23 protein-coding genes are annotated in these 23,648 nt (G+C 58.4%); 16 read left to right on the top strand and 7 right to left on the bottom strand.

The window, feature by feature from the left end; all coding sequences use genetic code 11:
• Positions 1-12: 12 nt before the first annotated feature.
• On the bottom strand, positions 13-1,194 hold the full coding sequence (locus ACOQFT_RS22255) for an ABC transporter substrate-binding protein (protein ID WP_421600004.1): 1,182 nt from the start codon (positions 1,192-1,194) through the stop codon (positions 13-15).
• Between the two features lie 168 nt (positions 1,195-1,362).
• Here ACOQFT_RS22255 and ACOQFT_RS22250 point away from each other — a divergent pair, with 168 nt between their 5' ends.
• Complete coding sequence (locus tag ACOQFT_RS22250) at positions 1,363-2,460, top strand: PQQ-dependent sugar dehydrogenase (RefSeq protein ID WP_421600003.1); 1,098 nt, start codon at positions 1,363-1,365, stop codon at positions 2,458-2,460.
• Positions 2,461-2,467: 7 nt separating this feature from the next.
• On the opposite strand, the gene ACOQFT_RS22245 is transcribed toward ACOQFT_RS22250, so the two are convergent.
• Complete coding sequence (locus tag ACOQFT_RS22245; protein WP_421600002.1) at positions 2,468-3,472, bottom strand: GlxA family transcriptional regulator; 1,005 nt, start codon at positions 3,470-3,472, stop codon at positions 2,468-2,470.
• Positions 3,473-3,641: 169 nt separating this feature from the next.
• On the opposite strand from ACOQFT_RS22245, the gene ACOQFT_RS22240 reads away from it, so the two are divergent.
• Positions 3,642-5,012, top strand: a complete 1,371-nt coding sequence (locus ACOQFT_RS22240) for a class II 3-deoxy-7-phosphoheptulonate synthase (protein WP_421600001.1) — start codon at positions 3,642-3,644, stop codon at positions 5,010-5,012.
• A 58-nt stretch (positions 5,013-5,070) separates the two neighbouring features.
• On the opposite strand, the gene ACOQFT_RS22235 is transcribed toward ACOQFT_RS22240, so the two are convergent.
• Positions 5,071-5,691 carry a PAS domain-containing protein gene (locus tag ACOQFT_RS22235; protein ID WP_421600000.1) on the bottom strand — a complete coding sequence of 207 codons (621 nt, stop codon included), beginning with the start codon at positions 5,689-5,691 and terminating at the stop codon, positions 5,071-5,073.
• Positions 5,692-5,977: 286 nt separating this feature from the next.
• Here ACOQFT_RS22235 and ACOQFT_RS22230 point away from each other — a divergent pair, with 286 nt between their 5' ends.
• The 12 genes from ACOQFT_RS22230 (at position 5,978) to ACOQFT_RS22175 (ending at position 17,720) form a co-directional block, all read left to right on the top strand.
• Positions 5,978-6,868, top strand: coding sequence for a YicC/YloC family endoribonuclease (locus ACOQFT_RS22230; protein WP_421599999.1), 891 nt, complete (start codon positions 5,978-5,980; stop codon positions 6,866-6,868).
• A 17-nt stretch (positions 6,869-6,885) separates the two neighbouring features.
• Positions 6,886-7,527, top strand: coding sequence for a guanylate kinase (gene gmk / locus ACOQFT_RS22225; RefSeq protein ID WP_421599998.1), 642 nt, complete (start codon positions 6,886-6,888; stop codon positions 7,525-7,527).
• A complete protein-coding gene (locus ACOQFT_RS22220; protein WP_421599997.1) occupies positions 7,524-8,048 on the top strand; it encodes a gamma carbonic anhydrase family protein in 525 nt (174 codons plus the stop codon). Before gmk ends, ACOQFT_RS22220 begins: the two co-directional genes overlap by 4 nt.
• Positions 8,049-8,066: 18 nt before the next feature.
• A complete protein-coding gene (locus ACOQFT_RS22215; protein ID WP_421599996.1) occupies positions 8,067-9,113 on the top strand; it encodes an ATP-binding protein in 1,047 nt (348 codons plus the stop codon).
• A gap of 203 nt (positions 9,114-9,316) precedes the next feature.
• The gene (locus ACOQFT_RS22210; protein WP_421599995.1) at positions 9,317-10,357 is read left to right on the top strand and encodes a substrate-binding domain-containing protein; all 1,041 of its coding nucleotides are present in this window, start codon (positions 9,317-9,319) and stop codon (positions 10,355-10,357) included.
• Positions 10,358-10,440: 83 nt separating this feature from the next.
• On the top strand, positions 10,441-11,913 hold the full coding sequence (pstC, locus tag ACOQFT_RS22205; protein ID WP_421599994.1) for a phosphate ABC transporter permease subunit PstC: 1,473 nt from the start codon (positions 10,441-10,443) through the stop codon (positions 11,911-11,913).
• Positions 11,910-13,271 carry a phosphate ABC transporter permease PstA gene (gene pstA, locus ACOQFT_RS22200; protein WP_421599993.1) on the top strand — a complete coding sequence of 454 codons (1,362 nt, stop codon included), beginning with the start codon at positions 11,910-11,912 and terminating at the stop codon, positions 13,269-13,271. Before pstC ends, pstA begins: the two co-directional genes overlap by 4 nt.
• Before the next feature lie 11 nt (positions 13,272-13,282).
• Positions 13,283-14,080, top strand: coding sequence for a phosphate ABC transporter ATP-binding protein PstB (gene pstB / locus ACOQFT_RS22195; RefSeq protein WP_170671479.1), 798 nt, complete (start codon positions 13,283-13,285; stop codon positions 14,078-14,080).
• Positions 14,081-14,096: 16 nt separating this feature from the next.
• Positions 14,097-14,807: a phosphate signaling complex protein PhoU gene (gene phoU, locus ACOQFT_RS22190; protein ID WP_421599992.1), complete on the top strand. Its 711-nt coding sequence runs from the start codon at positions 14,097-14,099 to the stop codon at positions 14,805-14,807.
• 3 nt (positions 14,808-14,810) lie between these two features.
• The gene (gene phoB, locus ACOQFT_RS22185; RefSeq protein ID WP_421599991.1) at positions 14,811-15,500 is read left to right on the top strand and encodes a phosphate regulon transcriptional regulator PhoB; all 690 of its coding nucleotides are present in this window, start codon (positions 14,811-14,813) and stop codon (positions 15,498-15,500) included.
• A gap of 110 nt (positions 15,501-15,610) precedes the next feature.
• Positions 15,611-16,840, top strand: coding sequence for an acyl-CoA dehydrogenase (locus ACOQFT_RS22180; RefSeq protein WP_421599990.1), 1,230 nt, complete (start codon positions 15,611-15,613; stop codon positions 16,838-16,840).
• Positions 16,841-16,952: 112 nt separating this feature from the next.
• A complete protein-coding gene (locus tag ACOQFT_RS22175) occupies positions 16,953-17,720 on the top strand; it encodes an SDR family oxidoreductase (protein WP_421599989.1) in 768 nt (255 codons plus the stop codon).
• Here the strand turns inward: ACOQFT_RS22175 and ACOQFT_RS22170 are convergent.
• Both ACOQFT_RS22170 and ACOQFT_RS22165 read right to left on the bottom strand, forming a co-directional pair.
• On the bottom strand, positions 17,717-18,586 hold the full coding sequence (locus ACOQFT_RS22170) for an acyl-CoA thioesterase (protein WP_421599988.1): 870 nt from the start codon (positions 18,584-18,586) through the stop codon (positions 17,717-17,719). The genes ACOQFT_RS22175 and ACOQFT_RS22170 overlap by 4 nt on opposite strands.
• Positions 18,587-18,637: 51 nt before the next feature.
• Positions 18,638-19,858 (bottom strand): serine hydrolase domain-containing protein, encoded by a 1,221-nt coding sequence (locus tag ACOQFT_RS22165; RefSeq protein WP_421599987.1) that lies wholly within the window; start codon positions 19,856-19,858, stop codon positions 18,638-18,640.
• A gap of 173 nt (positions 19,859-20,031) precedes the next feature.
• On the opposite strand from ACOQFT_RS22165, the gene ACOQFT_RS22160 reads away from it, so the two are divergent.
• Positions 20,032-20,637 (top strand): 2-hydroxychromene-2-carboxylate isomerase, encoded by a 606-nt coding sequence (locus ACOQFT_RS22160; RefSeq protein WP_421599986.1) that lies wholly within the window; start codon positions 20,032-20,034, stop codon positions 20,635-20,637.
• Here ACOQFT_RS22160 and ACOQFT_RS22155 read toward each other — a convergent pair.
• The gene (locus tag ACOQFT_RS22155; protein ID WP_421599985.1) at positions 20,634-21,656 is read right to left on the bottom strand and encodes a phosphotransferase family protein; all 1,023 of its coding nucleotides are present in this window, start codon (positions 21,654-21,656) and stop codon (positions 20,634-20,636) included. The two genes, ACOQFT_RS22160 and ACOQFT_RS22155, sit on opposite strands and share 4 nt — an antisense overlap.
• A gap of 21 nt (positions 21,657-21,677) precedes the next feature.
• Positions 21,678-22,496 carry an SDR family oxidoreductase gene (locus ACOQFT_RS22150; protein ID WP_421599984.1) on the bottom strand — a complete coding sequence of 273 codons (819 nt, stop codon included), beginning with the start codon at positions 22,494-22,496 and terminating at the stop codon, positions 21,678-21,680.
• A gap of 137 nt (positions 22,497-22,633) precedes the next feature.
• Between ACOQFT_RS22150 and ACOQFT_RS22145 the strand changes: the two genes are divergently transcribed.
• Entirely contained in the window at positions 22,634-23,647 is a 1,014-nt protein-coding gene (locus ACOQFT_RS22145) for an NADPH:quinone oxidoreductase family protein (RefSeq protein WP_421599983.1), read from the top strand.
• Position 23,648 lies beyond the last annotated feature (1 nt).

Genomic DNA, 23,648 nt, shown 5'->3' with positions numbered 1-23,648 from the left:
ATTAGAGTGAGGTTACCGGAATTTAACGGTTTCGTTTTTACCGTCTTTTACCTCGATCTCGCGGTAGGAACCCGCGCTTTCGCCGGGGCCGATCAGCTCAACGCCGGATGCACCGACATAGTCGATGTCCTGACCTGCGGCCAGCAGCTCCAGACCCTTGGCCAATTCACCCGGATAGATTTTTTCACCAGGTTCGTTGGCAACTTCCATGATCTTTGCGCCGTACTCGGCTGGGTTGGTCGAACCAGCAGCCTGCATTGCCAGCATGAACAAAGCAGCGGCGTCGTAAGATTCCGGCGAATATGGGGACGAGCCATCAAAACCCGCAGCGTCGGCCATTGCAAAGTACTTTTCAGCACCTTCGCCGCCCGAGCCGGCGATCTGACCAAACGAACCATCAAGGTCGGGGCCAACATTCTGCGGCAGCGAGTCGCCAATCATGCCGCCGGGCAGGCCGAACGTGTCAAACGCACCGCTATCCAGCGAGGATTGGATGATGCCCAGACCGCCCTGATCCAAATAGCCTGCAACAACCAGAATATCGCCGCCTGCCGACGCCAGCGCGCCAACTTCGGCCGAATAGTCTGCTTTGCCGTCTTCGTGCGACGCCACGATGGTTACTTCACCGCCAGCAGCTTCGAACGAAGACTGAATTGCGTCCGCCAAACCTTTGCCGAAGTCGTTGTTGGTGTAGGTCAGCGCGATCGAGTTGATACCGCGATCTTTCAGGATATCAGCCATGATCTGACCTTCGCGCGCATCCGACGGAGCGGTGCGGAAGAACAGGCCGTTGTCCTCCATGGTCGACAGGCCGGGCGAGGTCGCCGAAGGCGAGATCATGACCATGCCGTTTGGAATAGCGACGTTCTGCAGGATCGCGCCAGTTACGCCCGAACAATCGCCGCCAATAATACCGGCAACGCCGTCAGCGATCATCCGTTCACCGTTCGAGGTCGCAAGACCGTTGTCAATGCACCCGGTGTCAGCGCGCGACGCTGTGACCGTCACACCATCCAGAAGCTTGCCGGATTCGGTAACTTCGGACATTGCCAGTTCAGCACCAGACCCCATTGATGGGGCCAGCGATTCAATCGGTCCGGTAAATCCGAACAGAACGCCCAGTTTAACGTCTTCGGCCATGGCGGTGCCGGCCAGCAATGCGGTTGCTGCGGTTGCAGTAAGCAGCTTTTTCATGTGGTTACTCCCAAGTTGGAACGTATTCGTTCTGGGCATGACCCTAGGCAAGCTGTCCGGAAAAGAAAAGTCCTCACGAAGATGTGTCATTGCCGCCTATACTTCTGCTAGTTTTTGTTGGGTGTGCCCCGTTGCCTGGCGGCAGTTAGTCCGAAGATGGAGAGTTGAATGTTAAGGGTATTTGCGATTCTGGCGCTGTTGCTTAAGGCCGGTTGGGTCAGTGCCGACATCCTCGAGACTTCATCTGGTCCCGTACAGGTCAGCCCGATGATTGAAGGCTTGGACACCCCGTGGGCGATAGGTGTTTTGCCGGGCGGCGGGTTTCTGGTGACCGAGCGTGAGGGAGAACTCCTCTATGTCACGGACGGACAGGCAAAACGCGTCAAGGGTGTGCCGAAAGTGTCGGCAAAGGGGCAGGGCGGGTTGCTGGATGTCACAATCGCGCGCGATTTCGCGCAAACCCGAGAGATTTTTCTGACCTATTCAAAACGGCAGTTTCGCAAGGCCGGAAACGCGGTTGCGGTCGCACGCCTTTCAGAAAATGGCGACCGGCTGACCAAAGTGCGCCTAATCTTTGAGGCAGTACCCGGTGGCAGCACCGGCAAGCACTTTGGGTCACGGGTGGTCGAGGCCGATGATGGGACACTGTTTATCACGATCGGAGACCGTGGAGACCGGCCAGCCGCTCAGGACACAAGCAATCACATGGGATCGGTTATCCGCATCAACCGCAATGGAACGGTGCCCGAGGATAATCCTTTTGTCGAAAACGACGATGTCCGACCCGAGATATGGTCGTTTGGTCATCGCAATCCGCAAGGGGCTGGTCTGGATGCACAAGGTCGTCTTTGGATTTCGGAACATGGGGCAAAGGGCGGAGACGAGGTCAATCTGGTGCAGCCAGGATTGAACTATGGCTGGCCCGTCATTTCCTATGGCGTTCACTATTCCGGTGAGAAAATCGGCGAAGGCACCGCAAAACCGGGCATGGAGCAGCCAGAGCATTACTGGGACCCGTCCATGGCACCGTCCGGGTTGATGGTCTATTCCGGCAAGCTGTGGCCGGACTGGAAAGGGAACATCTTTGTCGGCTCGCTGAAGTTTGACTATATCGCGCGATTGGCTGGATCGCCGCTGCACGAGGTTGAGCAGATCAAAGGCCCCGAGACTGAACGCGTGCGCGACATCGTCGAGGCCCCGGATGGCTCGATCTGGTTTATTTCGGTCGGTCAGGGTGCAGTTTATCGCATGACACCGGGTACTTAAGGTCGGATCATCCCGACAAGCGGTCACCCTGCGCGCCGCGTTCCCGATAGGGCGTGGTGTTGTAATGCGCCCGATAGCATTTCGAGAAATGGGACGGGCTGGCGAATCCGCAGGCCAGCGCCACGTTGATCACGCTCATATCCGTCTGCATAAGCAGGTTACGCGCTTTGTGCAGACGCAACTCCATATAGTAGCGCTTGGGCGAGCGGCTGAGGTAGCGGCGGAACAAGCGTTCAAGCTGCCGGGTGGACATGCCGACATCCTTGGCCAGAATCGAAGGCGAGATCGGCTCTTCGATGTTCTTTTCCATCATCAGGATGACTTGGCTCAGCTTGGGGTGGCGCACACCAATGCGCGTCGGAGTCGACAGGCGCTGCGTGTCCTGATCGGTGCGGATCGAGGAATAGATCATCTGATCCGCCACGGCATTGGCAAGATCTTCGCCATAGTCGTCGGCGATGATCTTCAGCATCAGATCGATGGACGAGGTGCCACCCGCCGTGGTCATCCGGTTCGCATCGAGGATAAAGACAGACTTGGTCAGTTCGACCTCGTCAAACTCCTCAACGAAACTGTCGGCGTTTTCCCAGTGGATCGTGGCGCGCTTGCCGTCCAGTAGCCCGGCCTTGGCCAGCGTGTAGGCTGCGGTGCACAGGCCGCCGATGCGCAGGCCTCGGCGTGCCTCGCGTCGCACCCAGTTCAACACCCTCTTGGTGGTCGCCGTCTGAACGTCCACGCCACCGCAGATCAACACGACATCATCGCGTTGAAGTTCGATAAGGTCCTGATCCAACTTGAATGTCGTACCAGCCGAACAATTGACCGTTTCGCCACCTTCGCCCATCAGGGTCCAGGTATACAGCGTCCTATCTGCCATACGGTTGGCAATCCGCAGGCTGTCCAACGCCGATGCGAATGACAGCAGCGAGAATTTGTCCAGCAGGACAAATACGAAATTGCGCGGGTTGGCCGCAGTGTCTTCCACCGTGACAACTTGGCGTTGCTCTTGCATGGCGAGGTGTCCTTGATTCGGCGCTTCGAGACGTTACGTCCGGCGACAGATTTGACAGCCACCATGATCAAAGCTTGTTTCCCGCGTCAAGAGGCCCAAATCGGATATGGTCAGTCTTCAATGCATTTTGTATAGAGACGACCTGACTACTTCAGCGGAGATCAAAGCTATGACCGAATGGCAAAAAGCGAACTGGCGCAACAAGCCCCGGGTTCAGATGCCAGACTATACCGACGAGGCCGCTTTGGCCAAGGTCGAGGCCCAGCTTTCACAGTATCCCCCGCTGGTCTTTGCCGGTGAGGCGCGGCGTCTCAAGCAACATCTGGGTGCCGCCGGTCGCGGCGAGGCTTTCCTGTTACAGGGTGGGGACTGTGCCGAGGCGTTCGACCAGTTCAGCGCGGATGCGATCCGCGACACCTTCAAGGTGATGCTGCAGATGGCAATGGTGCTGACCTACGGCGCCAAGGTGCCGGTGGTGAAAGTGGGCCGCATGGCCGGCCAATTTGCCAAGCCGCGCAGCGCACCGACCGAGGTTGTGGATGGTGTGGAACTGCCCAGCTACCGTGGTGACATCATCAACGAGCTGGCCTTTACGCCCGAGGCCCGCATCCCGAATCCCGACAAGATGCTGCAGGCCTACACTCAGGCCGCCGCGACGCTGAACCTGCTGCGCGCATTCTCGACAGGTGGTTTCGCGGATATGAGCATGGTGCATTCCTGGACGCTGGGCTTTACCGACGAACAGGATGTCAGCAAATACTCGGAAATCGCCGACCGTATTCAGGATACGATTGATTTCATGAACGCTGCCGGGATCACGGCGGACACCACGCATGAGTTCTCGACCGTTGAATTCTACACCAGCCACGAAAGCCTGCTGCTGGAATACGAAGAGGCGCTGACCCGTCTTGATTCGACATCCGGAAACTGGCTGGCCGGGTCCGGCCACATGATCTGGATCGGTGACCGTACGCGTCAGCCGGACGGCGCGCATGTGGAGTTCTGCCGCGGCGTGCTGAACCCGATTGGTCTGAAATGTGGTCCGACGACCACTGCCGAAGACCTCAAGGTTCTGATGTCCAAACTGAACCCCGAAAACGAAGAAGGCCGCCTGACCCTGATTGCACGGTTTGGTGCGGGCAAAGCGGGTGAGCACCTGCCGCGTCTGATTCAGGCAGTCAAGGAAGAGGGTGCCAACGTGACCTGGGTCTGTGACCCGATGCACGGCAACACGATCAAATCGGCCACCGGCTACAAAACCCGCCCGTTCGATTCCGTGCTGCGCGAGGTGCGCGACTTCTTTGGCGTACATCAGGCTGAGGGCACCATCCCCGGCGGTGTACATTTCGAGATGACCGGTCTGGACGTCACCGAGTGCACCGGCGGTGTGCGGGCTGTGACCGAAGAGGACCTCTCGGATCGTTACCACACGGCTTGCGATCCGCGTCTGAACGCGTCGCAATCGCTGGAACTGGCCTTCCTTGTCGCCGAGGAGCTGACGAACCTGCGCCGTAATGGCAGCAAGCGCGCAGTCAGCTAAGTTCTGGGCAAATTGCAAAATAAAAGGCGGGCCATTTGGTCCGCCTTTTTCGTTGGTGTCAGTCGTCGCGGGACGACACCAGCCGCAGATGTGATCCGGGGCGTTTGAACGCATCCTGATCCTCGGCGAAACCGGCAAGTACGCGTTCCACCTGCTGCTGTGGTGCCTGAACGTCGGCGACCGCCCGAACGCGGACATCCGGAATGGTGAACCGGCGTGGCGTTGCACCGATTGCACCGTCACAGACCATCACGCCCAACACGCGGCTGACATCGCCGAGATCACTTTTCAGCGGTAACAGGATCATGCGGGCCTGCAATTGGGTCCGCCCCAATTTGCCGGAAGAGACCAGTCCCAATTCGGCAATCGCAGGCCGGGCAAAGACCTGCTCCAACACGTCCGAGATTTGGCCACGGTCGCTGGGTTCAAAAAAGGCAGTCAGCGGCATACCGCGCACTTCCATACCCGCCAGTTTGTTCAGATGGCTGCCTGCCAGACGGAACCGCGCCAGTCCCGGCGCGATGCGTTCCAAAATGAACGTGTATTCCAGAACGTTCTCAAGACCACGCGGATCGACTTGCGATCGCTTGGGCACGCCGTTACCTGCCAGAAGCGCAGTCCAGTACGCTTCGACCTGTCGGATGGGCGAGAGGCTGCGCCCGCTGTCAAAACGATCCATTGCGACGATCTTTCCAAAACTTGACCCGGAACCGTTTCCGAAAAAGGTTTTCATTTCCATCACCCTAGCGTCGATCGACCGTCATTTTCCTAAAATGCCAGATACCGGGACCATTTGCGCCCGACCAGCCATTGACTCAGGTCAAATTGACATGGGTTGAGTCAATTTTGGAGGAATTCTTTAACGAATGGTTAACTTCTGGAGATCGCTTCAAAGTGAGCAAACTCTTGCTCTGCGCCTGCCGATGGCATTAGGTGCACCAAGCGAGCAGACAGGGGCAGCTAAAATGATCAAATCCATGACCGGTTTCGCCTCGGGCAAGGGGGCATATGGGCCCCATAGCTGGACGTGGGAGTTGCGCAGTGTGAACGGCAAGGGGTTGGACATGCGTTTGCGCGTGCCCGATTGGCTGACCGGGCTCGAAGCCGCTTTGCGCGCACAAATCTCGAAAGCTCTGAGCCGGGGCAGCGTCACCCTTTCGCTAAAGCTGAGCCGTGATGAAACGACGCCCGATCTTGCCCTGAACGAAACCGCCATGACCGCCGCGCTCGCCGCGCTGGCCAGTACGCAGGAAATGGCCGCCGCCAGCGGTGTTGCGCTGGCTCCGTCCACTGCGGCTGATCTGATCGGCATCAAGGGCATGTTGGAGACCGGCAGCGACGTCGATGACCCCGCGCCGCTGGTGGAACAACTGACCAAGGAATTCGCCCCGCTTTTGGCGGCGTTTGTTGATATGCGGCAGACCGAGGGCAAGGCACTTGCCGACGTTCTGGACGGGCAATTGGCGCAGGTGGCTCAACTAACCGAACAGGCTGCGGACCTTGCCGAACAACGCAAGGACAAGGCCGCCGAGGCGCTGCGGGATAATCTGGCGCGGGTCTTGGAAAATGCGCAGGGCGCCGATCCGGACCGGGTGGCGCAAGAATTGGCGCTGATCGCCGTCAAATCCGATATCACCGAGGAAATCGACCGCCTGAAAGCCCATGTCGCCGCCGCGCGGGATTTGCTGTCGCAGGACGCAGCCGTCGGGCGCAAACTGGACTTCCTGATGCAGGAGTTCAATCGTGAGGCCAACACGCTGTGTTCGAAAGCGCAGAGCGCTGATCTGACTTCGGTCGGGCTTGAGTTGAAGGCGGTAATAGACCAGATGCGCGAGCAAGTGCAGAACGTAGAATGACAATGGGAACGACTGACATGGCAGATCGCCGCGGCCTACTTATCATCCTCTCTTCGCCCTCGGGCGCGGGAAAATCCACTCTGGCCCGTCGGCTGATGGATTGGGACGAAGGCCTGGGATTTTCGATCTCGGCCACTACCCGCGCGCCGCGTCCGGGTGAGGAGCATGGGCGGGAGTATTACTTCCTGTCGGAGGACGAGTTCAGGCAGCAGGTTGCCGATGGGCAGATGCTGGAACATGCGCACGTCTTCGGGAACTTTTACGGCTCGCCCGCCGGTCCGGTGCGGGATTCGATCAACTCGGGCCGGGATGTGCTGTTCGACGTCGACTGGCAGGGCGAAGTGCAGATCCGCAACTCGGATCTGGGCAAGCATACGCTGTCGATCTTCATCCTGCCGCCCTCGATCCCCGAACTGCGCCGCCGTCTGGAAACCCGCGGGCAGGACAGCGAGGACGTGATCGCCAAACGAATGCTGAAAAGCTGGGATGAGATCAGCCACTGGGGTTACTATGACTATGTTCTGGTCAATGACGATCTGGATGCAACCGAGGACAAGCTGAAAACCATCGTCAGCGCCGAACGGATGCGCCGTATCCAGCAGCCCAAGCTACAAGACCACGTGCGTACCCTGCAGAACGAATTCGAGGGACTGTCATGACCATCTACACCTTGGGAGAACATACTCCGCAAATCCACGAGGATACATGGGTCGCGCCCGACGCCAACCTGATTGGCAAGGTGGTGTTGGAGCAGGGGGGCTCGGTCTGGTTCGGCTGCACCATCCGCGCCGATCACGAAGAGATTCGTGTGGGCGAAGGCAGCAACGTGCAGGAAGATTGCGTCATGCATATCGACGCCGGGTTCCCGCTGACCATCGGCAAGAACTGCACCATTGGGCACAAGGTGATGCTGCATGGCTGCACGATCGGGGAAAACACGCTGATCGGGATGGGGGCCATCGTTCTGAACGGGGCGAAGATCGGCAAGAACTGCCTGATCGGAGCAGGGGCGTTGATCACCGAAGGCAAGGAGATCCCTGACAATTCGCTGGTCATGGGGTCGCCTGGCAAGGTCGTGCGGCAACTGGATGAGGCCGCGGCGCAGAAAATCACCGCCAGCGCGTTGCACTATCAGCAGAACATGCGCCGGTTCCGCGATGAGATGAAGCCTGTGGTCTAGTCTGGAAAGATCGGGACAATGTCAGACGACCTGTTAGTCGAATTTGTTTCGGCTATTCCGATGCCCGCCTTGATGGTCGACCAGACAGAGCGGATCATCGCCGCGAATACGGATGCGAAAACCCTACTGGCGCAGAATATCGTCGGTCGGCATTTCGCAACGATCCTGCGGCAACCGCAGGTGATTGATGCGATTGAACAAGCCCTGCATACCAAAGGCCCGGCCAAAACGCGCCACCTGTCCAACGATGGCGCGCAGGACACCACGTTCGAGGTCGAATGCCGGTATCTGAACGGGGTCGGCGCGGTGTCTGGAGGGGCTTTGCTGGCGGTCTTTCAGGACGTCACGCATGTCGAGCAAGCCAGCCAGATGCGCCGCGATTTTGTCGCCAATGTCAGCCATGAGCTACGCACACCTCTGACCGCCGTGATGGGGTTCATCGAAACGCTGCGTGGACCGGCCCGTGACGATGCGGCCGCGCGCGAGCGCTTTCTTCACATAATGAACGATGAAGCCAACCGGATGAACCGGCTGGTAGGGGATCTGTTATCTTTGAACCGCGTCGAAAGCGAAGAGCGTGTGCGGCCGAAAGAACAGCTGGACCTGACGGGGCTTTTGCAATCGACGCTGAACTCTCTTCGGCCACTGGCCGAAGACGCCGAGGTGCAACTGACCCTGACGGCGCCGGAAGAACCTGTTTCGCTGGCCGGGGACAATGATCAGCTTCGGCAGGTGTTCACCAATCTGATCGAGAACGGCATCAAATACGGCGGCAGCGGCGGGAGTGTCGAGATTCGCGTGCTTCCGTCCGAGCGTGATTCCGCAATGCGGGGCCCGGGGGTTCGGGTGCAGGTGATCGACAAGGGGCCGGGTATCGATGCGGTGCATTTGCCACGTCTGACCGAACGATTCTATCGCGCCGACAGTCACAGGTCCCGGCAACTGGGCGGGACGGGGCTGGGTCTTGCCATCGTGAAACACATCATCAACCGCCATCGCGGGCGGCTGCGGGTAGAAAGCGATCTGGGCAAAGGCACGACGTTCACCGTTATTCTGCCGCGGTGACTCGCTAAACTCACCGCAATCAGAGCGGTTTCGTGTGGCTATGTGAACGCTGCATGTCTGCAATGCGTCACGTCGGTAAGAATTTCTGCCGACTGTCATAAAGCTGTTACATACCTGTCACAAAAGGCTTACGCGCGGGCCGTAGAGGTGCCGGCAAGATCATCATGGGGGTGATCACCAACTACATTCTCAAGGAGACTGAGATGTCCTTTGTTAAACTGTCGGCTTCGGCTCTTACCATTGCTGCTGTATCGGCCACCGCGGCCGCCGCACGTGATCAGGTTCAGGTTGCTGGTTCGTCGACCGTGCTGCCATACGCATCGATCGTTGCTGAAGCCTTCGGTGAGAACTTTGACTTCCCGACACCGGTTGTTGAATCGGGCGGTTCGTCTGCTGGTCTGAAGCGTTTCTGTGAAGGTGTCGGCGAAAACACCATCGACGTTGCCAACGCATCGCGCCAGATCCGTGAAAAAGAAATCAAAGCCTGTGCGGAAAATGGCGTAACCGACATTATCGAAGTTCAGATCGGTTATGACGGCATCGTTTTCGCGTCCGACATCAACGGCAACTCTTTCGAGTTCACTCCGGAAGACTGGTACAAAGCCCTGTCCGCTCAGATCGTCGTTGACGGTGAACTGGTCGACAACCCCAACAAGACCTGGGCCGACGTGAACCCTGCATTCCCGGCACAGCCGATCGCAGCCTTCATCCCGGGCACCAAGCACGGTACCCGCGAAGTCTTTGAAGACAAAGTGATCCTGGCCGGTTGTGAGCATCTGGGCGATTTCGACGTCTACAAAGCTGCCAACGGTGACGACAAGAAAGCGGCTGAAAAAGCCTGTATCGCTCTGCGCACCGACGGTGTTTCGGTCGACATCGACGGCGACTACACCGAGACCCTGGCTCGTATCGACAGCAACAAGGACGGCATCGGCGTCTTTGGTCTGGCCTTCTACGAGAACAACACCGACAAACTGCAAGTTGCGACCATGTCCGGTATCGTTCCCTCGACCGAGTCGATCGCATCCGGCGAGTACCCGGTTTCGCGCCCGCTGTTCTTCTACGTGAAGAAAGCTCATATCGGTGTGATCCCCGGCCTGAAAGAATATGCTGAGTTCTTCGTCGCAGACGAGATCGCAGGCCCCGACGGCCCGCTGGCCGAGTACGGTCTGGTTTCCGATCCGGAACTGGTCAAGGTACAGGAAACTGTTGCCAACGAAACCGTTCTGGGCGGCGGCTCCTAAGTACATTTGTGAATGGAACCGGGGCGTTTTATGCGCGCCCCGGTTCGTTTTGACTCCAACTCTGCCATCCCCACGGAGTTATCATGGCGTTATCCTGGCTGTTGCTTATCCTGCTTGCGCTGGCAGTGATCGGATATTTCACGGGTCGGTCCCGTGCCCTGGCAAGTGCGGGAGGTGACGCCCGCGAATTGCACTCTTTGCCGTCCTACTATGGCTACAACGTCGCCATGTCGGCGCTTGTTCCAGCTTTGGGCGTATTGATTGTCTGGCTTCTGGTACAGCCGATGATCGTGAACAGCACGGTATCCGGTCTCATCCCCGATCAGGCGATCCCCGAAGGGTCGGATCGCGGCCTGATCATGAGCGAAGTGCGCCGCGTGGCCGACGGTCTGGAAGGCGCCGTGGCAACAGGTGCCGTGACTGAGGCACAGGCACAGAACGCCAACGCGGATATTGACGCGCTGACGAAGGCTTTGAAAGACGCGGGGCAGGTTCTGACGCAGGACGTCACCCAACCCATTCTGGTTGCGGCGCAGAAGTACCGCAGCATGACCGGGACGGGGTCGGTGGCGATGCAGGTCGTCGTGCTGGCGCTGGCTCTGATGGGCGCAGCCTTCGCCTATGTGCGGACGCACAAGGAATTCCGCGCGCGCAACGTGGTCGAGCAGGGTATTCTGGCGCTGCTGCTGCTGGCCGCATCGATTGCGATTCTGACCACCGTTGGCATCGTGCTGTCGATGCTGTTCGAGACCATGAACTTCTTCCAGCTGCATTCATGGAAAGACTTTTTCTTCGGCAGCACCTGGGCCCCGAACTTCCGCGGAGGCAGTGAGCTATCGATCCTGCCGCTGCTGTGGGGCACGCTCTATATCTCGCTGATCGCGCTGCTGGTGGCAGTTCCGATCGGTCTGTTCGCCGCAATCTACCTGTCGGAATACGCCTCGGGTGCGACCCGTGCTCTTGCCAAACCGCTGCTTGAGATCCTCGCAGGTATACCGACTATTGTTTACGGTCTGTTTGCTCTGCTGACCGTGGGTCCGGCATTGGTGTCGATGTTCGGCGAGGGAGGTTCGCTGGGGCTGGGCTGGATGGCCAGTTCCAACGCGGTTCTGACGGCTGGTCTGGTCATGGGCATTATGCTGATCCCGTTCGTGTCGTCGCTGTCGGACGACATCATCAACGCGGTGCCGCAGTCGATGCGCGATGGCTCGCTGGGACTGGGCGCGACCAAATCCGAGACCGTGCGTCAGGTGGTTCTGCCGGCCGCGTTGCCGGGGATCGTGGGTGCGATCCTGCTGGCTGCCAGCCGCGCCATCGGTGAGACCATGATCGTTGTGATGGCCGCAGGTGCAATCGCCAAATTCTCGGGCAACCCGTTTGAGGCTATGACCACCATCACCACCCGGATCGTCAGCCAGTTGACCGGTGACACCGATTTTGCCAGCCCCGAAACGCTGGTGGCCTTTGCTCTGGGTCTGACCCTGTTCATCATTACGTTGGGGCTGAATATCTTTGCCCTCTACATCGTACGCAAATACCGGGAGCAGTACGAATGACCGATATTTCCCAAACCCCTGGAGCTGCTCCTGCTGGGAAACGCAAAGGCGGGTCGCTGTTCGAAAAGGACGCGCGCACCAAACGTCGGAATGCTGCCGAAGGCCGGTTCAAACTGTATGGCATCGCGGCCATTGGTATCGGCCTTCTGATGCTGATCGTTCTGGTGACCAACATCGTCACCGCCGGTACAGGCGCGTTCCAGCAGAGTTTTGTTGAGCTGAATGTCGAACTGAAGGAAGACAAGCTGGACAAGAAGGGCAACCGAAACATCGAAGATATCAAGAAGGTTTCTACCTTTGGATACGCGCCTCTGATTGCATCGGCGCTGGAAAGCGAAGTGCAAAAGCTGGGCATTCAGACGGACCTGAAGCCCAAAGAGCTGGGAAAAATCCTGTCCAAGGCAGCGCTGGCTGATCTGAGGAACTATGTCATCGCCAACCCCGATGAGATCGGCAAGACGGTCAGCTTCCGTTTTCTGACCAACAGCCGTGTTGATGGCTATATGAAAGGCCGCGTGACCCGGGAATCGATCGCCAATGACAAGAGCATCTCGGTTGCGCAATTGGATGTCGTGGATCAGCTGCGCGATGCGGGCGTGCTGTACAAGGCCTTCAACCCGGATTTCATTTTCGGTGCGGATGCCTCGGACCAACGACCCGAAGCTGCGGGGATCGGTGTGTCCATGCTGGGCTCGCTGTTCATGATGTTCGTGGTGCTGGCGCTGGCGCTGCCCATTGGTGTCGCCGCCTCGATTTATCTTGAGGAATTCGCTCCGCAAAACAGGCTGACCGATATCATCGAAGTCAACATCTCGAACCTGGCCGCCGTACCGTCCATCGTGTTTGGTATCCTTGGTCTGGCCGTGTTCATCAACTACATGCACCTGCCGACCTCGGCGCCGCTGGTGGGTGGTCTGGTGCTGACGCTGATGACTTTGCCGACGATCATCATCTCGACCCGGGCGTCGCTCAAGGCGGTTCCGCCGTCGATCCGCGATGCGGCGCTTGGGGTAGGGGCCTCGAAAATGCAGGCGGTGTTCCACCATGTTCTGCCGCTGGCCGCGCCCGGCATTCTGACCGGCACTATCATCGGTTTGGCGCAGGCGCTTGGTGAAACAGCGCCGTTGCTGCTGATCGGGATGGTGGGCTTTATCGCCTCGAACCCGCCGGACGGGCTGGTGGCGGGCTTTCTGTCGCCGAACTCGGCCATGCCGGCGCAAATCTACGAATGGTCCAAGCGCGCCGATCCGGCCTTTTACGAACGCGCATGGGGGGGCATCATCATCCTGTTGATCTTCCTCGTGACAATGAACACCATCGCGGTACTCCTGCGCCGCCGCTTTGAACGCCGCTGGTAAAGGGGCTTATTATGAACGACATGAAACGAGTGGAGAGAACCGTGGACTCCAAAGCCATCAAGATCGCCGCGAACAAGGTTCAGGTCTACTACGGTGACACACACGCCATCAAAGACGTGGATGTTCAGATCGAGGACAAGACCGTGACCGCCTTCATCGGCCCGTCGGGCTGCGGCAAATCCACGTTCCTGCGCTGCCTGAACCGGATGAACGACACGATCGATATCTGCCGGGTCGAAGGCGATATCCTGCTGGACGGTGAAGACATCTACGACAAGCGCGTCGATCCGGTGCAGCTACGCGCCAAGGTGGGAATGGTATTTCAGAAGCCGAACCCGTTCCCCAAGTCGATCTATGACAACGTGGCCTATGGCCCGCGTATCCACGGCCTGGCAAAGAACAAGGCGGAACTGGATGAAATCGTTGAAAAATCCCTGCGTCGTGGCGCGATCTGGGATGAGGTCAAGGATCGTCTGGACGCCCCCGGCACCGGCCTGTCCGGTGGTCAGCAGCAGCGCCTGTGCATCGCCCGTGCCATCGCCACTGCCCCCGAGGTCCTGCTGATGGACGAGCCGTGCTCGGCCCTGGACCCGATCGCAACCGCGCAGGTCGAGGAACTGATCGACGAGCTGCGCTCGCGCTATTCGGTGGTGATCGTGACGCACTCAATGCAGCAGGCCGCGCGTGTCAGCCAGAAAACCGCGTTCTTCCACCTCGGCAATCTCGTCGAATTTGGCGAGACGGGGCAGATCTTCACCAACCCCGAAGATCCCCGCACCGAAAGTTATATCACCGGCCGGATCGGCTGAGCACAGGATTATTGCGATGAGCGAACAACATATTGCATCCGCGTTCGACCGCGATCTCGAGGCCATTCAGGCCCACATCATGAAGATGGGCGGGCTGGTCGAAGCTGCCATCATGGGCGCGGCCCGGTCGCTGGAAAGCCGCGACGAAGAACTCGCGCAACAGGTCCGTCACGGCGACAAGGCCATCGACGCTTTGGAAGAGTTGATCGACGAAGAAACCGCACGTCTGATCGCGTTGCGGGCCCCGACGGCCAGTGATTTGCGTCTGGTTCTGTCGGTTCTCAAAGTATCCGGCAACCTTGAACGGATTGGCGATTACGCCAAAAACATTGCCAAGCGGACGACCGTTCTGGTGAATGCCGGCGAAATCAATAGCAGCACAGCCGCCCTGCGCCGTATGGCGCGTGAGGTTGAACGGATGCTGCGCGATGCGCTGGACGCCTATATACAACGCGATGCCGAACTGGCGACCGATGTCATCAACCGCGACGAGGAAGTGGACCAGATGTATAACGGCCTGTTCCGCGAGCTTCTGACCTTCATGGCCGAGGACCCGCGCAAAATCTCGTCCTGTATGCACCTGCATTTCATCGCGAAAAACATTGAACGCATGGGCGATCACGTGACCGCAATTGCCGAGCAGGTTGTCTACCTCGTGACCGGGGAACGCCCAACCGAGGCGCGCCCGAAAGCTGATGTAACCTCGCACACCCCTCAGGAGATCTGACCGATGTCTGCGGATCAGCCTACCGTTCTGGTCGTTGAAGACGAACCGGCACAGCGTGAAGTGCTGGCATACAACCTCGAAGCGGAAGGGTTCCGCGTATCCAGGGCCGGCAGTGGTGACGAAGCCATGCTGCTGGTCGACGAGGAGCACCCGGATATCATCGTGCTTGATTGGATGATGCCCAACCTCAGCGGCATCGAGGTCTGCCGTCGCCTGAAATCCCGCCCGGATACGCGATCGATCCCGATAATTATGCTCTCGGCCCGCACCGAAGAGGTCGACAAGGTGCGGGGCCTTGAAACGGGTGCCGATGACTATGTGGTCAAGCCATACTCGGTGGTCGAACTGATGGCGCGGGTCCGCACGCAGCTGCGCCGCGTGCGTCCGGCAACTGTTGGTCTGCGACTGGAGTTTGACGATATCGTTCTGGATTCGGAAACGCACAAGGTCAGCCGTGACAGCAAGCCTTTGAAACTGGGTCCGACCGAATTCCGCCTGTTGAGCACCTTCATGGAAAAACCGGGCCGCGTCTGGAGCCGCGAGCAATTGCTGGATAGGGTCTGGGGCCGCGATATCTATGTCGATACGCGCACGGTTGACGTCCATATCGGTCGTTTGCGCAAGGCACTGACGCAACATGGCGGCGATGACCCGGTGCGCACGGTTCGCGGTGCCGGATATGCGCTGGGGTAAAACCGGGGCAGGGGTATGAGTTTTGCTCATGGTCGGATGCGAAACTCTTACTGTCTTTTGGTCCGGGGGCGGGTTAGGTTGCGTCGAAGCTGACAAAGCGGAGAAGCACCATGAACGCCCCCGACACCAAGCCCGCATTGCGTGCCAAAGATGCGCCCGACATGGGCAAGTTTGCATGGGATGATCCGTTTCGTCTGTCCGACCAGTTGAACGAAGACGAACGCATGATCGCGGCCAGCGCGCAGGCTTACGCGCAGGAAAAGCTGCAGCCGCGCGTAACTGAGGCGTTCCAGAACGAAGAAACCGACCCCGAGATTTTCCGCGAGATGGGCGAAATGGGTCTGTTGGGCGTCACAATTCCCGAGGAATACGGCGGCCTAGGGGCAGGGTACGTCTCGTACGGTCTGGTCGCGCGCGAGGTCGAGCGTGTGGATTCCGGCTACCGCTCGATGATGTCGGTGCAAAGCTCTCTGGTGATGTATCCGATCTATGCCTATGGCAGCGAGGAACAGCGCCGGAAATACCTGCCAAAACTGGCCAGCGGTGAATGGATTGGCTGTTTCGGTCTGACCGAGGCGGATGCAGGTTCGGACCCGGCTGGCATGAAATCAAAGGCCGAAAAGATTGACGGTGGCTATCGTCTGACCGGCAGCAAGATGTGGATCTCGAACGCGCCGATTGCGGATGTGTTTGTGGTTTGGGCCAAGTCCGATGCCCATGATGGCAAAATCCGGGGCTTCGTTTTGGACAAGGGGCTGAAAGGTCTAAGCGCCCCGAAAATTCAGAACAAACTGAGCCTGCGCGCCTCGATCACCGGTGAAATCGTTCTGGATGGTGTTGAGGTCGATGAAAGCGCGCTGCTGCCGCATGTTCAGGGCCTCAAGGGACCATTCGGCTGTCTGAACCGCGCGCGGTATGGCATCAGTTGGGGGGTCCTGGGGGCTGCCGAATCCTGTTGGCACGCTGCACGTCAATACGGTCTGGATCGGAAACAGTTCAATCGACCGCTGGCGCAAACTCAGCTGTATCAACGCAAGTTGGCGGACATGCAAACCGAGATCGCCTTGGCGCTGCAAGCGAGCCTGCGCGTCGGTCGCCTGATGGATCAGGCCGAAGCCGCGCCTGAAATGATCTCGATCGTCAAACGCAACAACTGCGGCAAGGCGCTGGATATCGCGCGGATGGCGCGGGATATGCACGGGGGCAATGGCATCTCGTTGGAGTTCCAGGTCATCCGGCACATGGTCAACCTTGAGACGGTGAATACCTATGAAGGCACGCATGATGTGCATGCACTGATCCTTGGGCGGGCACAGACCGGGTTGCAGGCGTTCTATTGAGGTTATCGTGTAATTGGTATTATGGTTAAAAACTTTTGCTGCCAAATACCAGATTGCGCAGCAAATCAAACAAGTTACGGTTTAAATCCGAACCAACATTCGGGATTATGTCATGGAGCTGTGCGGAAAGACTGTGGTTGTCACCGGAGCCGCTCAGGGCATTGGCAAAGGTCTGGCTGAACGGTTCGCCCGCGAGGGTGCCAAGGTCATCTGCGCAGATATAGACGCGGATGGTGTGCAGCGCGTGGCCAAGGACATTGGCGGCCACGCGCTGGTTTGCGATGTTTCGAAAGAAGCTGACACTCAGACGTTGATCGAGACCGTCGAAAATACGATCGGTCCGATTGACCTGTTTTGTGCCAATGCCGGTATCCTCACGCTTGGCGGCCCAGAGGTCTCTGACGAAGATTGGAACCGGATCTGGAAGATCAATGTCATGTCCCATGTCTGGACCGCACGCCATTTGGTGCCGAGGATGATCAACCGTGGCAGCGGTTATATCATGATCACGGCTTCAGCTGCGGGATTGCTGAACCAGCCCGGCGCTGCGCCGTATGGCGTGACGAAACACGCGGCCGTTGGCTTTGCCGAGTGGTTGTCCTTGACCTACGGACACAAAGGTCTGCGCGTGTCTGTTCTGTGTCCGCAGGCCGTTCGATCCGAAATGACACGCGGACACGAGGTTTCAGTCGCGTCGATTGATGGCATGTTGGAGCCTGAGGACGTGGCGCAGGCCTGCGTTGACGCTATCCGTTCCGAGCAGTTTTTGGTGCTGCCACATCCTCAGGTCTTGGACTACATCCGCCACAAAGCCGGAGACTATGACCGTTGGCTTGGCGGGATGCGTAAGCTAAATCAGCAGTTTACCGAAGACAGCTAAGGCTTTTTGCGCGCTTTTCGCATCAGACCTTCCTGTGCGACCGACGCGACCAGAGTGCCGTCTTGTGCGTAAATCGAGCCGCGGTTGAAATTGCGCCCCTGCCCGCTCCATGGTGATTCCATCGCATAAAGATGCCAGTTTTCAAAGTGAACAGGCGCGTGGAACCACAACGCATGATCCAGGCTGGCAAAATTGACCTCACTACTGAACAAACTCAGCCCATGCGGCCGCAATCCTGATGTCATCAGGTACATGTCCGACGCGTAAGCCAAAAGAAGATGCTGAGTTACCGGATCAGCCCCCGCGGCAGCCCCCATGCGAAACCAGATCTGATTGTGATCGTCAGATTTTTCGGGGCTAAAGGGGTTCAGGTGGTTCACTTCACGCACCTGGATCGGCCGTTCACGCAACAGCTCTCCACGCAGTTTTTCAGGAACTTGATCCACGTAACGCTGCCGCAACTCGGATCGTTCCGGGTAGTTTTCTGGGGCCTCGGTCGGCGGCATGGCATGTTGATGGTCCCAGCCTTCGTCCTGAACATGGAAAGAGGCCGACATGTTGAGGATTTGCTTGCCGTGCTGAATCGCGACCACACGTCGTGTGGTCATTGAACCTCCGTCCCGCGCTCTATCGACTTGATAAATAACGGGAATGGACGGATCACCAGCGCGGATGAAATACGCGTGCAGAGAATGGCACAGGCGATCATCTACGGTTCGGTAAGCAGCAGCCAGAGCCTGCGCAATAACCTGCCCACCGAAAATACGGGTCGGAGTCTCGCCGCCGGAGCCGGTGCCGCGAAACAGGTCGACCTCAAGCCTTTCAATGTTCAAAAGGTCCAAGAGGATACGTTCCGCTTCGGTCATTCTAAGGTCTCCGGTTTGTCGTCTCGGGCTTGGGTATCAGTGCCGGAAAGGTCATTCAATCATTGCCCCGAGGACAAGCGCCTTTAACTCTGCCCGCGACGGATAGGAACTGGACGGTGACAACTGCGTAAAGAAGATAGTCGTCAGATCGTTAACCCGGTCGATCCAGAAAAAGGTCGACGCCATGCCGCCCCAGCTGAAATCACCAACCGAGCCCGGCACACGGGTTCTGCCGGGGTTCAGCACCACCGCGCCACCCAGGCCAAAACCGGTGCCTTCCATGGGTTGCTCGGCAAAACTCTGTGGTCCCATTGCGGCAATATCGCCCGGTAAATGATTGCGCAGCATAAAATCCACGGTCTTGAGCCCCAGCAGGCGGTGTCCGTTGCCCTGCCCCCGGTCGCGCAGCATTTCGACAAAGCCGGAATAGTCGTCGATTGTGCCAACCAGACCACCGCCACCCGAATACGTAGTGGTGTGTTCAAACGGAGAGTCTCCGACCTGATCGACAAGCCGCAGGGTCTCACCGCCGGTTTCAGCCGAATTCAGCGCCATCGCGTCCCCGGCCAGCGGAGTGTAGAGCGAAGCAAACCGATCCCCTGTTCCCGGCGACACTCGGAACCCGGTATCCTTCATCCCCAGCGGTTCAAAGATCTCCTGCGCAAAAAACTGGTCCAACGGCTGACCCGAAACCACTTCGATCACGCGCCCCAGAACGTCTATGCCGACAGAGTATTCCCACCGGGTGCCTGGCTGAAACGCCAGTGGAAAATCGGCCAGATCGGCCACACGATCCGCCAGAAGGCCTTGATCTGACTTGAACATCAGGTCCCGTTCATCCATTGCCCGAGGCAGCACTCCGGGGTTGAACGGATAGCTGAGGCCGCTTGTGTGGGTCAGCAACTGGTGCAATGTGGGCGTGGGGGCGTATTCTGTTTGGTCCAGCCGTTCGGCACCCGGAATCAAGGCCTGCATGTTGCGAAATTCCGGAAGGAAATCGGATAGTTGAGCGTCCAGATGAAACAACCCGCGCTCGGCCAGCATCATCAGTGCGACAGTGGTCACCGGCTTGGTCATAGAATAGATACGTACGATCGTGTCGCGCTGAAACGGCAGACCGTTTTCGACGCTTCTTTGACCGCAGGCGTTGAAAAACACCTCGGCCCCTTTGTGTTTTACCAGCAGAGAACTGCCCGCGTATTTCCGTTCATCGACATAGCGTTGCATCCAGTCGGTGATACGGGTCAGGCGCCTGGGATCGAACGCTGTCATCTGTAACCTGCCTTCTGTCTCATTGCCGCGATCTTGCGGCCTTACACGCTGAATTGACAGGGAAATCGACCAGAGCGGTACGTTTGACCCAGCGGGCTGCTACACTGAGTAGGTAGAGGATTCGCTGTTACGAGTTGGAGACATTTCACCACCTACCCTATCGGAGGAGAAATATGACACAAGATATTGAATTTGTGTACGATTTCTGCAGCCCGAATGCTTTTCTCGCCTACAAGGCCCTGCCCGCTCTGGCTGATAAACATCGCGTCAGGGTAAAGCATGTTCCTGTTCTGCTGACTGCGGTGTTCAAGGCCACCAACAACCAAAACCCGTTTAAGGCGTTCTCGGAAAACCGCCAGAAAACGGCATACCTGACCCATGATCTGCACCGGTTTGCGCGTGCCCGGGGCATAAGTTTTCACATGAGTCCGCACTTTCCGGTCAATACCAAATTCGCCATGCGTGGCGCGGTGTTTGCATCCGGTAAATCTTGGGAAAACAAATATAAAGACGCCATATTTGATGCCATCTGGGTGCATGGTCAAAAGGTCGACGAGATCGGCGTTCTCACCGAAATCCTGCACGAGAACGAATTGCCTGTACGCAAGCTCCGCGAGGCGATGACCAGCGTCGAGGTCAAGCAGCAGCTCAAGGAACAGACCAAGGCTGCCGTAAAACGTGGAGTATTCGGCGTGCCAAGCCTTTTTGCGGGTTCCGAGATGTTCTTTGGCAAGAACAGCCTGGGAAATCTGGAACTGGAGCTTTCAAAGGGGTCCTAGGCATTTAGTGCGGCCAGTCCATGCTGCGCGAACATCGGGACATACGAGCCCAGAACCACGGCGCGCTTCGGATCCGATGCGTTGCCGTCCTGCGCGCGTTTGTAGACACCCTGCAGAATTCCAGCCATGCGGAAGAAATTGAACGCCAGGTAGAAGCCGAAATTGTCGATGCCGGACAGGCCGCGACGTTGACAATACCGGTCGACAAAGGCCTGATCGGACGGCAGCCCCAGACTGTCGCGGTCGATACCTGCCAGCCCCCGGCCCTCGGTACCGGGCGGCATCCGCCATTGCATGATCACAGCCGCCAGATCCGCATAGGGGTGCCCGATGGTCGAAAGTTCCCAATCCAGCACACCGATGCACCGGGTACCGTGTTTCTCGAACATCAGGTTGTCGATGCGGTAGTCGCCATGCACCAGCGTCCTTTGCCCGTCATCCTTTGGAATGGCATTTTCCAGAGCTTCAATCAGGGCGTCCATTTCGGAAATTTCCGTGGTCTCCGAGGCCCGGTACTGTTTGGTCCAGCGCGCAATCTGCCGTTCGAAGTAATTTCCGGGCGGTCCGTAATCGGACAACCCGGCGGCTTGGATATCAACCATGTGCAGCGCGGCCAGAACCCGGTTCATCTCATCCAGAACGGCGCCGCGGGTATCGTTGCTTTCGCCGCTCATGGTGGGATCCAGAAATATGCGCCCGTCAAGATGTTCCATGACGTAGAAATCCGAGCCGATGACGCTGTCATCCTGACACAGCAGATACATCCGGGGGACCGGCACCACACTGTCGGCCAGAGCTGACTGCACGCAGAATTCCCGGTCCACCGCGTGCGCGGATTTTAACAATACGCCCGGAGGTTTCCGGCGTAAAACATACTTCTTCTCAGGGGTTTGCAGAAGAAAGGTCGGGTTGGACTGGCCGACCGCAAACTTGGTTGCCTCCAGCGGACCTCGATACCCCGGAAGATGGGCGTTGAGATAGGCGTCGACGGCTGCGATGTCCAGTTGCGTGCTACTCATCCTGCTCCTCCGGATCACAGCCTAAAAGGCTTCGGCAAAGATGTTTCCGGCCGTCACCACATTTATGCCGCCAGATACCGGGATAACTGCGCCGGTCACATAACTCCCGCCGCGACCGCACAGAAACAACATACAGCCAGCGATGTCCTCATCGCGCCCAACGCGCCCCAAAGGGACGGATTTGCCAACTTTTTCCCGTGTCTCTTCGTCGCCCGTGGCAAAGGCCGTCATGCGCGAAACAAAAGGCCCAGGCGCCAGCGCGTTGACCGTGATGTGGTAGGGTGAGAATTCCTTGGCCATGATCTTGGTCAGGTGCAGAACAGCGGCTTTTGACGCCGAATAGCTGTAGGCGCCGTCACCCATCGGCACCTCGCCCATGACCGAGCCAACGTTGATCACCCGTGCCGGATCGTCGGCAGAACCGGATGCCATCAACACAGGCAACAGCTTTTGAGTCAGGTCGAACAGGCCCGCGACATTGACCGACATGATTTTGCCCCAAGCCTCATAGGGGAACTGACCCATCGGCGCACCCCAGCTTATGCCTGCGTTATTCATAAGGATATCAAGGCGATCCGTGCGGTTCCTGACTTCGGAAGCAAGCGCTTCGACCCCTTCCTTGGTGGCAACGTCGCCGCCGAAGCCTTCGGCCTGACCGGGGGCGTCCAGCGCATTCAGCTCTGCCGCGACGGCTTCGCAGGCCTCGGCCTTGCGCGAAGCGATCAGGACGCGCGCGCCGGCCCGCACCAGCGCCTCGGCCGCCATTCGCCCAATCCCGGTGGCGCCACCGGTGACAAGCGCAGTCTTGCCCTGCAAAGAGAAAAGCGTTTCGGGGGTCATGGTCTGCTCCTGTTGTTCTGCGGCGGGCGCTTCCCCGAAATGGGGTCGGTCAGGCGTCAAGTCCGGTGGTTTCTTGACAAGCCCAGTTGCTGCGCCAAAGCTCGTCCTTACCGAATAACAAGGATAACAGGTCTGATATGCAAGCTTTACTCAGCGTCGCGCCGGGCGGGCCGGAAACACTGGAGCTGACCACCCTCCCCGATCCATCACCGACACGGGGCGAGTTGCTGATCGGAATCAGGGCGGCGGGCGTCAATTTCCCGGACACGCTGATCATTCAGGACCGTTACCAGATCAGACCGCCCCGCCCCTTTGCGCCGGGCGGTGAAATCGCAGGTGAAGTGCTGGCCATCGGTGAAGGCGTCAGCGGCTTTGAAATCGGCGACCGGGTACTGGCGCTGACCGGCCACGGTGGGTTCGCCACGCATCTGAGCATCCCGTCAGCCACCGCTGTCAAGTTCCCTGACACGATGCCGTTCGAGGACGCGGCCTGTTTCATTTTCACCTATGGCACCTCTTATCACGCGCTGAAGGATCGGGCAGACTTGCAGCCTGACGAGACGCTGCTGGTGCTTGGTGCCGCGGGCGGTGTCGGGTCTGCTGCGATCGAGCTGGGCAAGGCCATGGGCGCGCGGGTGATTGCCGCCGTATCCTCGCAAGACAAAGCGGATTTCTGCCGAAGTCTGGGCGCGGATGAGACGGTTTTGTATGCGCATGACATGGATCGGGACTCGCAGAAGAAGTTCACCAGTGAAATCAAGGATTTGTCCGCGCCTTTGGGGGTAAATGTCGTCTATGACGCGGTGGGTGGGGACTATGCTGAACCCGCACTGCGCAGTATGGCTTGGAACGGCCGCTTTCTGGTGGTTGGCTTCCCGGCGGGCATCCCCAAAATCCCACTGAACCTGCCGTTGCTCAAAGGCTGTCAGATCATGGGCGTGTTTTGGGGCGCCTCGGTGATGCGCGATCCCGTTGGGCATTCGGAAAATGTGAGGAATTTGTTCCAGTTATACAGCGAAGGAAAAATCAGACCAAAGATCAACGCACGGTATCCGCTGGACCGCGCATCCGAGGCACTGTCGCATATGACAAGCCGTTCTGCGTTGGGTAAGACCGTGGTGACAATGCCGGTTCACGCCGAAGGTGAGTGAC

Source organism: Ruegeria sp. MALMAid1280, from assembly GCF_049195285.1.
Lineage (GTDB): Bacteria > Pseudomonadota > Alphaproteobacteria > Rhodobacterales > Rhodobacteraceae > Ruegeria.
This window is presented reverse-complemented; position numbering and strand designations above follow the sequence as displayed.

Bases quoted from the DNA above. Each gene is read 5' to 3' on its own strand.
- ACOQFT_RS22255 (WP_421600004.1), bottom strand. From the start codon at position 1,194: ATGAAAAAGCTGCTTACTGCAACCGCAGCAACCGCATTGCTGGCCGGC.
- ACOQFT_RS22250 (WP_421600003.1), top strand. From the start codon at position 1,363: ATGTTAAGGGTATTTGCGATTCTGGCGCTGTTGCTTAAGGCCGGTTGG.
- ACOQFT_RS22245 (WP_421600002.1), bottom strand. From the start codon at position 3,472: ATGCAAGAGCAACGCCAAGTTGTCACGGTGGAAGACACTGCGGCCAAC.
- ACOQFT_RS22240 (WP_421600001.1), top strand. From the start codon at position 3,642: ATGACCGAATGGCAAAAAGCGAACTGGCGCAACAAGCCCCGGGTTCAG.
- ACOQFT_RS22235 (WP_421600000.1), bottom strand. From the start codon at position 5,691: ATGGATCGTTTTGACAGCGGGCGCAGCCTCTCGCCCATCCGACAGGTC.
- ACOQFT_RS22230 (WP_421599999.1), top strand. From the start codon at position 5,978: ATGATCAAATCCATGACCGGTTTCGCCTCGGGCAAGGGGGCATATGGG.
- gmk (WP_421599998.1), top strand. From the start codon at position 6,886: ATGGCAGATCGCCGCGGCCTACTTATCATCCTCTCTTCGCCCTCGGGC.
- ACOQFT_RS22220 (WP_421599997.1), top strand. From the start codon at position 7,524: ATGACCATCTACACCTTGGGAGAACATACTCCGCAAATCCACGAGGAT.
- ACOQFT_RS22215 (WP_421599996.1), top strand. From the start codon at position 8,067: ATGTCAGACGACCTGTTAGTCGAATTTGTTTCGGCTATTCCGATGCCC.
- ACOQFT_RS22210 (WP_421599995.1), top strand. From the start codon at position 9,317: ATGTCCTTTGTTAAACTGTCGGCTTCGGCTCTTACCATTGCTGCTGTA.
- pstC (WP_421599994.1), top strand. From the start codon at position 10,441: ATGGCGTTATCCTGGCTGTTGCTTATCCTGCTTGCGCTGGCAGTGATC.
- pstA (WP_421599993.1), top strand. From the start codon at position 11,910: ATGACCGATATTTCCCAAACCCCTGGAGCTGCTCCTGCTGGGAAACGC.
- pstB (WP_170671479.1), top strand. From the start codon at position 13,283: ATGAACGACATGAAACGAGTGGAGAGAACCGTGGACTCCAAAGCCATC.
- phoU (WP_421599992.1), top strand. From the start codon at position 14,097: ATGAGCGAACAACATATTGCATCCGCGTTCGACCGCGATCTCGAGGCC.
- phoB (WP_421599991.1), top strand. From the start codon at position 14,811: ATGTCTGCGGATCAGCCTACCGTTCTGGTCGTTGAAGACGAACCGGCA.
- ACOQFT_RS22180 (WP_421599990.1), top strand. From the start codon at position 15,611: ATGAACGCCCCCGACACCAAGCCCGCATTGCGTGCCAAAGATGCGCCC.
- ACOQFT_RS22175 (WP_421599989.1), top strand. From the start codon at position 16,953: ATGGAGCTGTGCGGAAAGACTGTGGTTGTCACCGGAGCCGCTCAGGGC.
- ACOQFT_RS22170 (WP_421599988.1), bottom strand. From the start codon at position 18,586: ATGACCGAAGCGGAACGTATCCTCTTGGACCTTTTGAACATTGAAAGG.
- ACOQFT_RS22165 (WP_421599987.1), bottom strand. From the start codon at position 19,858: ATGACAGCGTTCGATCCCAGGCGCCTGACCCGTATCACCGACTGGATG.
- ACOQFT_RS22160 (WP_421599986.1), top strand. From the start codon at position 20,032: ATGACACAAGATATTGAATTTGTGTACGATTTCTGCAGCCCGAATGCT.
- ACOQFT_RS22155 (WP_421599985.1), bottom strand. From the start codon at position 21,656: ATGAGTAGCACGCAACTGGACATCGCAGCCGTCGACGCCTATCTCAAC.
- ACOQFT_RS22150 (WP_421599984.1), bottom strand. From the start codon at position 22,496: ATGACCCCCGAAACGCTTTTCTCTTTGCAGGGCAAGACTGCGCTTGTC.
- ACOQFT_RS22145 (WP_421599983.1), top strand. From the start codon at position 22,634: ATGCAAGCTTTACTCAGCGTCGCGCCGGGCGGGCCGGAAACACTGGAG.